Annotated in this window: 16 protein-coding genes; 4 read left to right on the top strand and 12 right to left on the bottom strand. The window is 44.4% G+C overall.

From position 1 onward, the window contains the following. Positions 1 to 2: 2 nt before the first annotated feature. Genes uvrB through LEP1GSC194_RS00065 form a run of 5 tightly spaced genes read right to left on the bottom strand, consistent with a single transcriptional unit; the run spans position 3 to position 5,729 of the window. Entirely contained in the window at positions 3 to 2,003 is a 2,001-nt protein-coding gene (gene uvrB / locus LEP1GSC194_RS00085; protein ID WP_020771683.1) for an excinuclease ABC subunit UvrB, read from the bottom strand. Between the two features lie 6 nt (positions 2,004 to 2,009). Continuing rightward, positions 2,010 to 2,678, bottom strand: a complete 669-nt coding sequence (locus LEP1GSC194_RS00080) for an ATP-binding protein (protein ID WP_020771676.1) — start codon at positions 2,676 to 2,678, stop codon at positions 2,010 to 2,012. A 45-nt stretch (positions 2,679 to 2,723) separates the two neighbouring features. After that, entirely contained in the window at positions 2,724 to 3,185 is a 462-nt protein-coding gene (locus LEP1GSC194_RS00075) for a tRNA (cytidine(34)-2'-O)-methyltransferase (RefSeq protein WP_020771678.1), read from the bottom strand. A 4-nt stretch (positions 3,186 to 3,189) separates the two neighbouring features. Then, positions 3,190 to 4,338: a S1 RNA-binding domain-containing protein gene (locus tag LEP1GSC194_RS00070; RefSeq protein ID WP_020771686.1), complete on the bottom strand. Its 1,149-nt coding sequence runs from the start codon at positions 4,336 to 4,338 to the stop codon at positions 3,190 to 3,192. Then, on the bottom strand, positions 4,335 to 5,729 hold the full coding sequence (locus LEP1GSC194_RS00065) for a hypothetical protein (protein ID WP_036040399.1): 1,395 nt from the start codon (positions 5,727 to 5,729) through the stop codon (positions 4,335 to 4,337). Before LEP1GSC194_RS00065 ends, LEP1GSC194_RS00070 begins: the two co-directional genes overlap by 4 nt. Positions 5,730 to 5,731: 2 nt before the next feature. On the opposite strand from LEP1GSC194_RS00065, the gene LEP1GSC194_RS00060 reads away from it, so the two are divergent. Together LEP1GSC194_RS00060 and LEP1GSC194_RS00055 are read left to right on the top strand one after the other, a co-directional pair. Further along, positions 5,732 to 6,424, top strand: a complete 693-nt coding sequence (locus LEP1GSC194_RS00060) for a hypothetical protein (RefSeq protein ID WP_020771708.1) — start codon at positions 5,732 to 5,734, stop codon at positions 6,422 to 6,424. Continuing rightward, the gene (locus LEP1GSC194_RS00055) at positions 6,425 to 7,192 is read left to right on the top strand and encodes a glycosyltransferase family 2 protein (protein ID WP_020771706.1); all 768 of its coding nucleotides are present in this window, start codon (positions 6,425 to 6,427) and stop codon (positions 7,190 to 7,192) included. Between the two features lie 153 nt (positions 7,193 to 7,345). Here the strand turns inward: LEP1GSC194_RS00055 and LEP1GSC194_RS00050 are convergent, their stop codons facing one another. Further along, positions 7,346 to 8,359, bottom strand: coding sequence for a cytochrome-c peroxidase (locus tag LEP1GSC194_RS00050; protein ID WP_020771694.1), 1,014 nt, complete (start codon positions 8,357 to 8,359; stop codon positions 7,346 to 7,348). A 66-nt stretch (positions 8,360 to 8,425) separates the two neighbouring features. Further along, complete coding sequence (locus LEP1GSC194_RS00045; protein WP_020771680.1) at positions 8,426 to 9,403, bottom strand: MBL fold metallo-hydrolase; 978 nt, start codon at positions 9,401 to 9,403, stop codon at positions 8,426 to 8,428. Between the two features lie 84 nt (positions 9,404 to 9,487). Between LEP1GSC194_RS00045 and LEP1GSC194_RS00040 the strand changes: the two genes are divergently transcribed. Then, positions 9,488 to 10,222: a motility protein A gene (locus LEP1GSC194_RS00040; protein WP_020771710.1), complete on the top strand. Its 735-nt coding sequence runs from the start codon at positions 9,488 to 9,490 to the stop codon at positions 10,220 to 10,222. Positions 10,223 to 10,308: 86 nt separating this feature from the next. On the opposite strand, the gene LEP1GSC194_RS00035 is transcribed toward LEP1GSC194_RS00040, so the two are convergent. Genes LEP1GSC194_RS00035 through LEP1GSC194_RS00015 form a run of 5 tightly spaced genes read right to left on the bottom strand, consistent with a single transcriptional unit; the run spans position 10,309 to position 13,378 of the window. Beyond that, positions 10,309 to 10,638, bottom strand: a complete 330-nt coding sequence (locus tag LEP1GSC194_RS00035) for a DUF1292 domain-containing protein (RefSeq protein ID WP_020771701.1) — start codon at positions 10,636 to 10,638, stop codon at positions 10,309 to 10,311. Positions 10,639 to 10,640: 2 nt separating this feature from the next. After that, positions 10,641 to 10,934 carry an HNH endonuclease gene (locus tag LEP1GSC194_RS00030; protein ID WP_020771699.1) on the bottom strand — a complete coding sequence of 98 codons (294 nt, stop codon included), beginning with the start codon at positions 10,932 to 10,934 and terminating at the stop codon, positions 10,641 to 10,643. A gap of 9 nt (positions 10,935 to 10,943) precedes the next feature. After that, complete coding sequence (locus LEP1GSC194_RS00025; protein WP_020771691.1) at positions 10,944 to 11,936, bottom strand: type I phosphomannose isomerase catalytic subunit; 993 nt, start codon at positions 11,934 to 11,936, stop codon at positions 10,944 to 10,946. Between the two features lie 5 nt (positions 11,937 to 11,941). Continuing rightward, a complete protein-coding gene (locus LEP1GSC194_RS00020; protein WP_020771700.1) occupies positions 11,942 to 12,667 on the bottom strand; it encodes a J domain-containing protein in 726 nt (241 codons plus the stop codon). 9 nt (positions 12,668 to 12,676) lie between these two features. Next, positions 12,677 to 13,378 (bottom strand): LIC_12936 family protein, encoded by a 702-nt coding sequence (locus LEP1GSC194_RS00015; RefSeq protein WP_020771709.1) that lies wholly within the window; start codon positions 13,376 to 13,378, stop codon positions 12,677 to 12,679. A gap of 122 nt (positions 13,379 to 13,500) precedes the next feature. Between LEP1GSC194_RS00015 and LEP1GSC194_RS00010 the strand changes: the two genes are divergently transcribed. Continuing rightward, on the top strand, positions 13,501 to 13,833 hold the full coding sequence (locus LEP1GSC194_RS00010; RefSeq protein WP_020771703.1) for an STAS domain-containing protein: 333 nt from the start codon (positions 13,501 to 13,503) through the stop codon (positions 13,831 to 13,833). Positions 13,834 to 14,399: the final 566 nt, after the last annotated feature.

Below are 14,399 nucleotides of genomic sequence, written 5' to 3'. Positions count from 1 at the left end.
TGTTAGTTTTCAGCCGACGGGTCGTTTGTTTGTATCGATAACATCTTATCCCTTAAGATAGCGGCTCTTTCAAAATCGAGTTCTTTTGCGGCTTTCATCATTTCTTCCCTGAATTTCTCCTTCAATTCTTCCTTGTTCGGAAATTTCTTAGAATTGAACTTTTTCTCCACGTCTTCCAGAATCAGATCTTCGGAAGACCGTTCCTTTTCCTCCCTTTCGATGATGTCTCCGACTTCCTTTTTGATCGTAAGAGGAGTGATTCCGAATTTAAGGTTATGATCTTCCTGGATCTTTCTACGGCGTTTCGTTTCGTCGATCGCCTTTGCCATCGAGTCGGTGATCTTGTCCGCGTAAAGGATCGCTGTTCCGTTCACGTTCCTCGCGGCGCGACCGATCGTCTGTATTAGAGATTTATAATTTCTTAAAAAACCTTCCTTATCCGCGTCCAAAATCGCGACCAAAGAAACCTCGGGAATATCCAAACCTTCCCGCAACAAATTGATTCCGATCAGAACGTCGTAGATTCCCTTTCTCAGATCCCGGATGATCGCGACCCGATCCAGGGTTTCCACTTCGGAATGAAGATAAGCCACCTTCAAACCGATCTCTTCGTAATAGTCGGTAAGATCTTCCGACATTTTTTTAGTGAGAGTCGTGACAAGCACCCGTTCTCCCGCCTCGATCCGTTTGCGGATTTCCACAAGAAGGTCTTCGATCTGATTTTTAGTGGAACGGACTTCCACGATCGGATCCAAAAGTCCGGTCGGTCGGATGATTTGTTCCACGATCACGGGACTTTTTTCCATTTCGTAATCCGCGGGAGTCGCGGAAACGTAGAGAGTTCTCGGAGTCAAAACCTCGAACTCTTCGAAATTGAGAGGTCTGTTATCGAGAGCGCTCGGAAGCCGGAAACCGAAGTCGACTAACGTCTGTTTGCGGGCCTTATCTCCCGCGAACATTCCTCCGATTTGAGGAATCGTAACGTGGGACTCGTCCACGATCAAAAGAAATTCTCCCTGAAAATAATCGATAAGACAAGCGGGACGTTCCCCGGCCTTTCTTCCCGTAAGATGCCTGGAATAATTTTCGATCCCGTTGCAATATCCCATTTCCTGGAGCATTTCCATATCGTAATTCGTACGGGATACGATTCTTTCCGCCTCCAAAAGTTTACCGTTCTTCCGGAAAAAATCCGCCTGAGCGTCAAGTTCCGCTTTGATGTTTTCGACCGCTTCTTTTACCTTGGGACCGGAGGTGATGAAGTGTTTTGCCGGATAAATATAAGCTTTTTCTAATTTAACAATCGTTTGTGCGCTGATCGGATTGATTCTGCTGATCGAATCGATCTCGTCTCCGAAAAATTCGATCCGAATCGCATCGGTATGATACGCCGGATAAATTTCGATCGAATCTCCCCGCACCCTGAAATTTCCCCTGGAAAAGTCTATGTCGTTTCGATTGTATTGAATATGCAGAAGTTTGCGGATCACGGCGTCCCTTTCGATCGTGTCCCCTACTTTTAGAGCGACGACCGAGTTTGTGTATTCCTCCGGAGACCCCAATCCGTAGATGCAGGAAACGGAACTGACGATAACCACGTCGGATCTTTCCAAAAGCGACGATGTCGCTCTGAGCCGAAGTTTATCGATCTCTTCGTTGATGGAACTGTCCTTTTCGATAAACGTATCGGAAGTGGGAACGTACGCTTCGGGTTGATAATAATCGTAATAAGAAACGAAATATTCCACCGCATTTTCGGGAAAAAATTCCTTAAACTCCCGGAAAAGCTGCGCCGCCAAAGTCTTGTTATGCGACAAGACCAAAGTGGGAAGCCCCAAATCCCGGATGACTTGCGCCATCGTGAAGGTTTTACCGGAACCGGTCACACCGACCAGAGTGACTTTTTTTTCCCCTTTCTGAAAGGAATTGGCGATATTTTCGATCGCCTTGATCTGATCTCCGGCGGGCTCGTATGAGGAATGAATTTTAAAAACGGACGCCATAAGAACTTAAGGCAGTTTTTTCTTTGCGTTGAACTGAGCTTGTTTTTTATCCTCTAGGATTTCAAGATCGAGTTCGTCAAAAAGTTTCTGCATGACCATCATGCCGCGCATCAATGTCGCGGTGGAGGAAAATTTTCCTCTTGCGATATCCTGTTCCAAATTCAGTTCTTTAACGTTGTTGATGATTTGGATAAAAAGAGTCTGAGAGCGATCTATGGAATATTCCACTTCGACTTCCGTGCCGTCCCCGTATTTCACCGCGTTTTCCACGGCTTCCAAAACTCCGATACAAAGATCGATCACGACGTCGTCCGGAGTTCCCTGGCTTTTGAGAAAAAACTCGAAACGACTTCGAACGTATTGCATCGGCTGATACGCGATTTTGCCGAGCAGAATATAACCGTCCTTAGGCGGGATTTTTTTTCCTTGGATCGAATCGGGATGAATGTGAAATTCTTTCGCGTTGAATTTGTTGCGTTTCGCATAACCCGATTTTAGGAAACCTTCCAAAATTTTTCCTACGATGAAATTTTCAACATCGGGTTCGTCTTTGAACTTGCGGAGAGTATCCATCCGAATCCAGGCGAAAAAATCGTTCACGGTTCCGGTCAACCCCTGAGAAAGCATCGACCAAATTTGTTTTTCGATTTCTTCTCTAGAGAGATGGAAACTCATACTTTATCCATTGAGATGCAGAATTATGAAGGTGTAAATCCGTTTTTACCAGGACTTAATTTGACGCATCGCTTCGTACGAAATCACTGCGACTGAATTGCTTAAGTTCAAACAACGGGAAGAATCTTCCATCGGAATTTTTAAGATCCGTTCCTCACTCCAGAAATTTTTCATCTCCGCGGGAACTCCGGAAGTTTCGTTTCCGAACAAAAAAGCGTCTCCGTCTTTATATCTTACGGCGGTATAAGAACGCGTGCCGTAAACCGAAATCAAATACGGATCGGTTCCGGACGGAAGCGCCGCTTTATAATCTTCTAAAGAAGAATGAAAAGAAATTTTTACCTTATCCCAGTAGTCCAATCCCGCTCTACGCGCCGCTTTTTCCGAAAGATCAAACGACGCTTGTCCGATGATGTGAAGTTCCGCTCCCAAGGCCACACAAAGTCTCGCGATGTTTCCGGTGTTGGGAGGGATTTCGGGTCTGTAGAGACCTATATGCAAAGACATAGGATCATTTTTTATTTTTGTTCAAGGAGTTTTGAAGGATCGCTCCGAAAGAACTCGTGGAAGCGCCCGCGTCCGAGCTCAAATAACTGCTGTAGTCCATTCTTTCCTGAATCTCTTTCGCCTTTTGAATCGAAAGAGAAATCTGTTTTCTTTCCGGATTTACTTCCATTACAAAAACGTCAATTACTTCCCCGGGTTTAAAACTTTGACTTAAAGGAACTCGATTCGAAACTCCGGTTTCTCTTCCGGGAACGAGACCGTTAAAATGATCGTCCAACTTTACGAACAAACCGAAGGGTTTGAGAGAATCGATCGTTCCCTTTACGATGTCCCCTTCCTTAAACGGAACGGTTTGCGCCCAAGGATCCTTTAGGAAATCCTTAACCGTTAATGCGAACTTCTGATTTTCCCAATCGATTCGAAGAACTCTGGCTCTCAAAGTTTGACCGACTTGAAATTCTTTTTCGAGTTCCGGATTTTTTTTATAAGTCGCTTCGCTGATCGGGATGAGCGCGGTAAGGCCGTCCATCTCCACGATCAAACCGAAATTCTGAATCGTTTTCACCTTACAAGTGACGAACATTCCCTCTTTCAGTTCTTGTTTCAAAACTCCTAATTTAACTTCTTTCGCTCGATCGGAAATTTTCTTTTGAGAAACGACGAGTTTGCCTCTGGCTCCGAAGTCTTGGATTAAAAACTTCTGACGTTTTCCGACGAGCCCCGATTTTTTTAACTCCGGATCGATTTGCGAGAACGGACAAAACGCGGTGAAATCTCCGATCTTAACTTCCGCTCCGCCTTCGCCTTCGGCAATGAATTGTCCGAGCACAGGGATCTCGGATCTTTTAGCGATTTCTAATAGATCTTTGTTGAGTGAATCTCCGCTCAAACAAGTCGTAAAATGAATGTCTCCGTGATCCTCTTTTAAGAAGTAGGTCTCGATCTCTTCTCCCGGATTCGGAAGTCCGGATTCCATAAACTCTTCCGAAGAAATGATTCCCGGAAGTTTTCCTTCTTTTGAGGTGACAAAAACGAAATCCTTCTTTGCGGAGTTAACGATTGCGGTGACTCTTGTTCCGGCTTCCATCGCCTTTTTCTTTTTAAAGGACGCGTCCAACATTTTCTCGAAGAGTTCTTTTTCGGATTCTTTCATTTATTTTTTCCTCTCTTTTTTTGACTGGAAGCCGGTTCCCTTTTTTCAGGCGGATAAGAAATCTCTCCCGCGATCGTTTTGCGGAGAGATTTCAAATTCTTTAAATCGACGAGCGGATCTTCCGTAAAAATATTTATGAATGCGGGTTTACCTTCTCGAATTTTTCCTTCGTGAGGCGCTTCTATAAAACCGCAGGTGGATTCGGTGGCGATCCGAATCGTCTCTTCGTTTCCGAGCGCACTCGCAAGAATTTCCATTTCTTTCCAACCTCCGATTCCGGGATGAACGTGAAGATAACCCGTACCGGATGCGAGGAGCGGACTTAGATTTTTTTGTCCGATTAAAAATGCAAGATAGGATTTGTATTCCTTCTCCGCATTCAAGCGATCTTCCTCGGAAAGACCGGAAAGTTTTCCCGCAAACTCGGGTTCGGGGGCGATGTTCTTTGCAAAGTAAGAACTCCATTCTTTCATCGCGGTTAAGTCGGTTTCCCATTCGGGAGTTCCCGCGATCTTCTGATAGTAATAAACCGAAAACATAGGACCCCAGCTTATATTGCGGAACACACCCGGAGAAATTCTCGCCGAAATTTCGTTCGGAACCGGATGATACAGAACGGGAATACCGGCGCCTATTCCTTCGAGAATACTGAATTCATCCCCAAAGGCGGATAACGCTAGTTTGATTCCTTCGGCATCCGCGGCTTTTTTCAACTGATATAAAAACGGACCGTCGAAAGCGAACGACTCGCCCTCTTGATAACGATAAAACAAATGTACGAAAGAAGAAGGTCTTTTTTTGATCTTAGACACCGCTTCTTGCGAAGAACGAATTAGATCATACCCCGGAAGATTTCCTAAATTCTTCGTCTCGGAACTTTCAGCGATCCACGGGGCCTGCGACTTTTTTACCCAGGGAGAATTTTTTTCCAAACGTTGTGCGTCTTTCAAAAGCGTTTCGACCCAAGCGGGATCTCCCACGGAAAGAATTCCGGTAAAACCGTGAGCCAAAAAAGATTGCAACGAAAGATAAACTCCCGCCCTATCCTTTTGTCCTCCGAGCGAGTCCGTGGAAAGGACCACATTCGCATCGCAAAAACCCGGAAGCGCGTAAGAAACTTTTCCCGAGAAAGAATTTATTTTTTTGATCGAGACGACTTTACCGTTTTCAATTCGGATTTCGGAAGGTTCGGAATATTCTTTTTTTTCGGGAAGAAGATATCGAACCGCGTTTAAGGTGATCGACTTCGCCGACACGGTTATCGATAGGAATAAAATGGAAAAGACCAAAACCTTACAAAGAACGATTCGCCGGAATTCGGAAAGATGCCTCTTTTTTCCCTTTCTTAGAATGACTCTCTTGACAAACAAAACAGACTCCGGAATGCTCATGGATGATGGGGCAGGAAATCCGAGATATATCCGACAATATCCGGTTAACGATCGAGAACGGAAAAATCCTTTCTTTGAAGACCCACAGAATGACTCATTCTGTCGAGGAACATATCCAAGAGGCAGTCGGACTGATTCTGGATAAGATAACTCATCCTACTCTGGTTCCTACGATTTATACTATAATAAAAGAGTTGGCAATCAACGCCTGCAAAGCAAACCAAAAAAGGATTTTTTTCGAAGAAAAAGGTTTGGATCTTCACGATACTTCCGATTACGAAAAAGGAGTTCGAGAATATAAGAGCATCTTTAGCGAAGCGATGTCCGAACGTTACGGAGAAAAGGCGAAAAAAGAAGGATACTATTGTCTGATCAACTTTGACTATGCGTTGAATGGAATTCGGATCGAAGTAATCAATAACGCTGCCATTACGGGGCAGGAAGAAAAATCCATCCGCGAAAAATTGGAAAAAGGAATGCGCTACAACGATATAGCGCAATTCTATTTGGACAATGCGGACAACACGGAAGGCGCCGGAATCGGTTTAGCTCTCATTTTAATCATGCTCAAGGGAGAAGGAATCGATCCTTCCTATTTTAGAATCATCATTCGAAAAGACATAACGATCGCAAGATTGGAAATCCCTCTCACTTCCGACTTTCAGAGTCTTCGAAAATCCGATCATAAAAATTAAATGCGACTTCCACTCACCGTTTGTATCATAACACTCAACGAACAAGACAATCTAGAACGTTGTCTGAAACCTCTGGACTTCGTTTCGGAAATCATCGTCGTGGATTCCGGTTCCAAGGACAAAACCGTCGAAATCGCAAAAAAGTATAAGGCGAAGGTTCATAAAAGAAAATTCGACGACTACGTTAGTCAGAAGAACTTCGCTCTTTCCCTAGTGAAAAACGAATGGGTTTTGACTTTAGACGCGGACGAGGAAGTTTCTCCGGGATTAAAAGACGAGATTTTGGCCCTTTTTCAAAACGGACTTCCCGCCGCGGACGGCTATTCCACTCCGAGACTGACTTGGTATTTGGGAAAATGGATCCGCCACGGAGGTTGGTATCCCAATCGGCGCATCCGTCTTTTTCATCGTTCCAAAGGTAGGTTCGGAGGCGGCTTAGTGCACGAAACGATCCACCTCCACGGTATATGCAAAAAACTTAATTTTCCAGTGTATCATTTTTCGTATAAAAATATCGGAGATCATATCCGTTACATCAACGCCTATTCCGAGTTAGGCGCTCAAGAAAAACACAGGGCGGGAAAAACAAGCGGTCTTTTTCATGCGTTTCTGGAAGGATTTTACAAAGCGTTTTGGATGTATTTTATACGGTTCGGATTTTTAGACGGGAAACAAGGTTTTGTTCTGGCGATTTTCGGATTCTATTATAATTTTCTAAAGTATATAAAACTGTATGAGCTGAATCTAAAGGATAAAAAAGTAAAGTGAGTCCGCTTCTTTTGAAACGGTAGGATTTGAAAGTCATTCGATAATTTTTTACTAATTTATCCATAACGGCATCGAAAAGGTTCGAGTACAAAAAAAACCGGCTAATCGCGTAAGCAACCGCCGGTTGAATAGGTTTCAATTCTGTACGTCCAGTTAATTGGACCGGTTCTTATCGGTCAATGCCTTCAAGAAAGTTACGATCGACTTTATATCGGATTCGGAAAGTTCCTTACCCAATTGAAGATGAGCCATTTTTTTGACCGCTTCTTCCAGGGTTGCCGCTTTTCCGTCGTGAAAATAAGGCGCCGTAATCGCCACGTTTCTAAGAGAGGGAACCTTAAAGACGAAAGCGTCCGCGGAGTTTTTGGTCAGATCTTGACGACCTTTATCCGCCGTATTTTCATACGGATTTATCTGGCCCAGTTTACGGAAGGAGTTCCCGCCCAAAAGAGGACCGACGTGACAAGTGGTGCAACCCGTAGTCAAAAACTTTTCCAGACCTTCTTGTTCTTCCGCAGAAAGAGCCTTATGATTTCCTCTTTGGAAATCGTCAAAACGATCTTGGGTTTTCAAGGTTCTTTCAAAGGCCGCGATCGCACCCGCAATATTATCGTAAGTGATGATTTGAACTCTGGTCGAATTTTCTTCCGTTGACGAAACGGGATAAGCCTTTATAAAAAGGTCTTGGTATTCCGGTATTTCGGCAATTTTCTTTTCCACTTCCGCAGCGGAAGGCATGGCCATTTCCACAGGATTTAAAATCGGACCCTTGGCCTGTTCTTTCAGATCTTTGGCTCTCCCGTCCCAAAACTGAGCCAAATGAAAACCCGCGTTCAAAACGGTCGGAGAATTTCTGGCCCCGTTTTTCCCAAACGCTCCGGGGGATGTAGGAAGATTGTCCACGCCCGCGGCTTTCCCGACAACGTTATGACAGGAATTACAAGACTGCGTATCGTTCGCGGAAAGCCTCTTTTCGAAATATAATTTTTCACCCAACCGAATCAATTCAGGGGGATCCGCTTCTCCGCCGGGCATTTTATCCGGAATGGTTCCAAAGATTTTTTTGGAATCATCGATCAGTTTTTTCGTTTTTTCCGACGGCCCACAAAACGCCAAAAAGGTCCCCAGAAACGCCACACAAAGTATTCTCGCTGTAGAATGTTTCATACCAGTTCCTCTCTTTTATTTTAGAATGATTCTAAAACGAGATTTTATTTAAAATTATACTAAATTTCAATTCTTTTTCAGATCCTGCCTTCGTTTTTTCCGTTCAATTTGAAAGACCAAACCTTGGGCGTTGATCTTGGAATCGAATCCGAGAAGCATTTCCTCCTTTTCTCCCAGAATGATTCCTTGGGTCAAAAGTTCCCTCTCCAAGTAAGCTCTGATTCTTCCCGTACAAAATTCGAGTAGAGCCCCTCCTTCCAAGCCGGACCTTTCCCCGGAAGAAAGAATATTCTGCATCGCGTGTAATCCCTGTTTCATCTGACGCGCTCCGGATTCTAAGTCTTTCCAAACTCCGAAGTGAGTAAGGTAAGCCTTGTCCGCACCCGTGGAAAGAATTTTGTCCACCGTATTCATAGCTTCTTCCGAATCGAAATCGGTGGGAGTCGTAGAAGGATAAAGAATCGGATTTTTTCCGACGGCGAAGTCCTTGTATCCGAGTCCGAAAGAATCTCCGGTAAAAATTCCGTTACTCAAGGAATCGAATATGCAGAAATGATGATTCGCGTGCCCTCTTGTATAATAAAATTTGAATATTCTTTTTCCCCATCGGATCTCTTCTCCGTCTTCCGGACTTTTTACTCTTTCTTTGGGAACGGGAAGGATCTCTCCGTATAACTTCTTAAAGTTTTCTTCTCCGTAAACCTGGATCGAACTTTGAATCAATCTTTCCGGGTTGATGAGATGGGTGGCCGCTTTCGGATGTGCGAGGATCGTCGCGTTAGGACAATGTTTTGCCAACAAACCCGTTCCTCCCGCGTGATCCAGATGAACGTGAGTGACGATGATGTATTTTACGTCTTCGGGTTTACGTCCGACCTTACGTAATTCTTCCAGTAAAATGGGAACCGCGAGGTTCGTGTTGTTTTCCACAAAAGCGGCCTCTTCTCCTTCGACGACCAGATAAGCACACGCGACTCCCGGCGAGATATAATCGCAGTCGATCGTATATAGTCCGGGAAAAACTTCCTTCTCGTAAAACAACATACAAATTCTCCTTGATATATAATCGTAAGTTTATGAGACAGAATTTTCTTGTAAAAACCCGTGATTGCGGGAACTCTTGCGTAAATGAATCCCACATTCGTCGGCCTGTCCGTCGCTTTTCTGTCCGTTCTGATAGCGATACTTTTGGAAGGCGCACATTTCCTTTCCTTCTTCAAAATTTCCGCGCTTCTTTTGATCGTCGGAGGTACCGCGGGAGCGACGTTTGCCAGCTTTTCCTTAGAACAAATCAAAGACCTCGTTTTCAACCTTCAAACCGCAGTTTTTCCAAAACGTAAACTTCCTCTCGGTGAAATCTTTTTGGATTTTGCGGAAAGAGCCCGTAAAAACGGTCTACTTTCCCTGGAAGACAATCTTAAGTCCATCCAAGATCCGTTTCTTCAAAGAGGAATCCAACTCATCGTGGACGGAACCGATCCTCGTGCGGTGGAAGAAATTCTTTTTGAGTCCGCTCTCGCTACGGAAGACAAAGAAGCGAACTCTGCAAAAATCTTAGAAACCGCAGGCGGATTTTCCCCAACGGTCGGAATCATCGGAACCGTAATGGGCCTTGTCGGAGTTCTTGAAAATTTGGGCGCGGGTACCCGAGCGCTCGGAGAAGGGATCGCCACCGCATTCATCGCGACCTTTTACGGGATCGCCTTCGCAAACCTTCTGTTCTTTCCGCTCGCAAACAGAATCAAATCTTGGTCCAAGGAACAATCGGATCGCAGACAAGCAATCATCCGAGGAGTGATCGCCCTTCAAAGCGGAGACAATCGCAGAATACTTATGGAAAGAATGACTCCGTTCATCGGTTGAGAATTTAAAAAAAAACGCTTTCGCATCGGTGATACCGAACTCGAGGATCACGGCGGGCTCAAATGAATTCCATTTTCCGAATATTCTCAAACGATATCCACGTCGAGTTCGGAGAGAATATCTTCGAGCTCCCTTTTGTTCCGAACTTCGATCAGACGATCTTCTCCGTATTCGCCCGCTTCGAGCCGAACCGCAAAGTAACCTGCGCCGTCGTTTCCTCTTAAGGAACTCACGTCCAAATTGATCAGATCCAAGTCCTCGTCCAAAACCGGAGTCAAAAGAAGGTATTGATTTTCGTCGATCTCCAAAGCTTCAGCGACGATAAAGGAATGAGGATTTCCGTCCTCGTCCAGAAGTTGAACGGATTCCCTTACCTGTTCCTCGTGTGTTCCGGAGTCTTGGAAAAGATCGTCCATCTTCAGGCTCCTTCCGTTCCGGAATCGAATTCAAACGGAAGTTTATTCTTTTTTGCGAAATTACATTCTTTGCATGCGGGAACGAGATTGGCCTTGATGGACTTTCCACCTTTTGCAAGAGGAATCAAATGATCCATCGTCAATTCCTCCGGGGGAAATTTTTTACCGCAGTAGTGGCAGATCCCGGCGGCTTTTTTCTTTTTCCACCAGGGAGTTTTGCGAAGATCCTTTGCGATCCTTCTTTGTTTTGCGAGTTCTTCCTCGCCGATCCAAAATATCGGTTCTTCGGGTTCCATTCAAAAATTCTAATCTTTATAAATCGCCCAATCGGAACCCGGACCGGAAACGGAAAGTTTCGTAAGATCGCTTTTGTTGGTCGCAAAAATCCCTTCCCGCAAACCGGATGCGGTTAAAAACAAGGTATCGCCCTGAGAAAGAACTTCTCCTTCTACTTCGACACTTCCGCTTAGGACGATCAAAATCCGAAACACGGATTCTTCGTAAACATTCGGAATTTGGAATATCTTTTCCTTTCCGGAAATTTCCAAGGTTTCCATCAAAAATTTATCGTTTGCCGTTAGACGAAATCTCTTGCCTTCGTCCCAGGGTTTAGGCGCGGGTTTCATTACGTCGTCCTCGTTAGGCCCGCCGTAATCCAAAACGTCGAGCGCCTTTTCGAGATGAAGTTCCCTAGGCCTTCCGTAGTCGTAAACCCTATACGTGGAATCCGAGGATTGTTGTACTTCCATCAAAAGGATTCCCTCGCCGATCGCGTGGATTTTTCCAGGATTCAAAAGAAAAGCGTCCCCTTCCCTAACTGCAATCCGTCTCAAAACCGCCTCGGCGCGATTTTGTTCCACGAGAGTTTTGAATTCTTCCCTGTTCGTTGCATTAGAAAAACCGCATATAAGTTGGGAGCCGGGTTCCGCCCGCAAAACGATCCAGGCCTCTTTTTTTCCCGCGCTCCGCGGATCGTATTTTTCCGCGTATAAATCGTCCGGATGAACCTGGACCGAAAGTTTTTCCTTTGCATCGATGATCTTGATCAAAAGCGGAAACGGTTTTCCTCGAAAAGGTTTTCCCAAAATCGAATCCGTGTTTTCCAGATACGCCGTTCGAAAACTTTTTCCGGCGAGCGGGCCGTTGGCGATCACCGAAACTTCGTTTCCGTAATCCGATACTTCCCAGGATTCTCCGATATTTCCTTCCGGAATTTTTCTTCCCGGAAAATCTCCGAGTTTTCTACCGCCCCAGATTCTCTCCTTATAGATGGGATGAAAACGGATCACTTTCTGCATAAGACCTATTTTTTCCCCCCTTCCAGGAGTTCAATTTTTACTTTGAGACGATTTTTCTTAAAATGAACGAACCCTTCCGGTTTGAGTCCGGAAAGATCCAGTTCGTAGATTTTTCCGGGAAGTAGTTTGCCCGCTTCCGCTTCCAAGTTTAGATTTCTAAAACTTTTATACGTCCCTTTTCCGCCGCAGGAATCGCAAAATATGTTCGAACCTCTGCAATCCGGACAAAGAACCCGCACGACCAGCGGAATTTTTGCGGAAATAGGAAAGTTTAATTCTTCAGGAGTTAAGAGAATTCTAATATCGTAATGTATTCCGGAATACTTTTTTCTTTCTCGGTTTCTCATTCCCGCGCGGAGAAGTCCCTTTTTTGCCAGTTCGACGGCTTGTCCGGCATATAAAATCCTGGAACTGGGAATCCGTTTGATTCGCAGCTCGACGTTTTGTTCGTTCCGCGCGTTTAGGGAAGACTTAAACTTAAAAAGAATCTCGGGATGTTTGGAAAGATATTGTAGATCGTATTCTTTTCTCAGAGTGGGATGTGTAAGCGTCTGATAGGAATATGCAAGTTTTTGAAAAAGATCCGAAGATCCCGTTTCACGGTTGTCCGGATGAAAAATTTTAGCCAATTCCCTATAACGCGACTTCACACTTTCTACGGATGCGAGCGGTGAAAGACCCAGATTTTTATAATGATCCTGGAAGTCCGTTTTGGATACCGGATCATTCATACAAAAATTCTAATCCTTCGGAAGATTCTCCTGATAAGGTCCTCCGTTTTCCACTTCCCTAAGAGTGGTCTCCACGTCTTCCGAGGCCGTTTTGATATTTCCTTCCACATACTTATCGATTCGACGAATGATTTCCAAGAGGTTGGTTCTATAAATTCGTACGAGTTTTACCCTTTGAGCGGGCTCTCGAATGGTAGCCACGTTATACACGGCTTCCTTCGTACCTGCGTCCGTTTTTTTTCTCACGACTAATTCGATCGAATCCGCTCCTTCGTTACCGATCTTATCGTTTTTCAGAATGCTGATTTCTTCGTACTGAGGGCGCATTTTGGAAATTAACGATTTCCTACTCCAAAACACGATCGATTCCAACTTCAAGGGAGAATTTTCCGCGCCTGCCCCCGAAACTTTCAATACGAATCTGAGATCGAGCATATAACGATTTCTGCTTTGAGGAATTTGATCCTCGTACGCGGGAATGAACTGACTGTAAAGATTATCTTGTATTTGTTTTTTTTTGCTTAAAAATGCAAGCCGACTTTCTATTCTTTTATGAAACTCCGTAATATCCTTTCCTAATATTTCCAAATCCTTGATTTGGCCCCGTTCATAAGGTAGGATTTTTACTTTCCCATCCGGTTCGAACTCTTGACTCAAAATACCGGCAAAGGCGGAAATCAAAATCAGGAAATAAAATAATTTTTCTTTCATTGTCGATTTTTCCGGACGGCGTCCTCTATTAGTTTCGGAGGTTCTCGGATTTTCCCCATAATTTTATCAAAAATAGATTGAACTTCTCGTCAAATTCTGGGAAAAGGAAAGGAAGGGTCGGTATGGAAATCAATCACAGAAAATCGGGAGAAACAAACATCGTAAGCCTTTCAGGCAGTCTCGACATCTATACTTCAATCGATCTCAAAACATTCTTCGAAAACAACATCCACAAAGATAACAAAAACGTAGTCGTAAATCTTGAAAAACTAAACTACATCGATTCTTCCGGAATCGGAATGTTAATCAAACAATTGAACTACGTGCAAGACCTGAGCGGATCCTTTTTCATCGCGAACATGAAACCCGCAATCGAAAAAGTCTTCAAAGTCGCCGGTCTGACCTCTTACTTCAAAACCATCAGCCCCGCAGAATTCAGTTCCAATTATCCTTAATTACCGATTCTTGAATTTCAACGGATAGAGAACGTTGTACTAACGTGAATTCGCGGTGAAAGTTTGGGCGAATCAGAAACTCGAGTGCAACGACTCTGAACTCAAGGGAACGCTCACTACCATAACCAACCCCCACAAGTACTTGGATCTCAAGATAAATCTGTCGGAATTACGACAAATCTTCTGTGAAACTTACGCCTGCAACGCGATCCTTAGAGAGCGTTGCATTGAGTTTCCCCTAATTTTGGGTGGTGGGGCGAATAAACTCTATTTCGCTCTCTACGGGTCGCGAAATTGGTGGAAAGGCTCGGGAGGCTTTTCTCTATCAGAAAATCATACTTTTTGCAAGTAAAAAGCTCCATTCTTGTCGGAACACTTGAAAAATGTGCGTTTTTGATCCTTCTTATTCCAAAAACCTTCTTAACTTGTGGGGTTGGTTATGGCTCCCCACGGGTCGCTCGATTAGTGCGGCTTAGGTTGCAATCTAAGTATTTGTTGGGTAAGGTTATCTGCTTCCGACGGGATCGCTCATCTCAGCTTCGCTGAGAAACAACGCTTTCGCTTCG

It is taken from the genome of Leptospira alstonii serovar Sichuan str. 79601 (assembly GCF_000347175.1).
Classification (GTDB): domain Bacteria; phylum Spirochaetota; class Leptospiria; order Leptospirales; family Leptospiraceae; genus Leptospira; species Leptospira alstonii.
The sequence above is the reverse complement of the archived record's forward strand: the minus strand, read 5'-3'. Positions and strand labels throughout refer to the sequence as shown.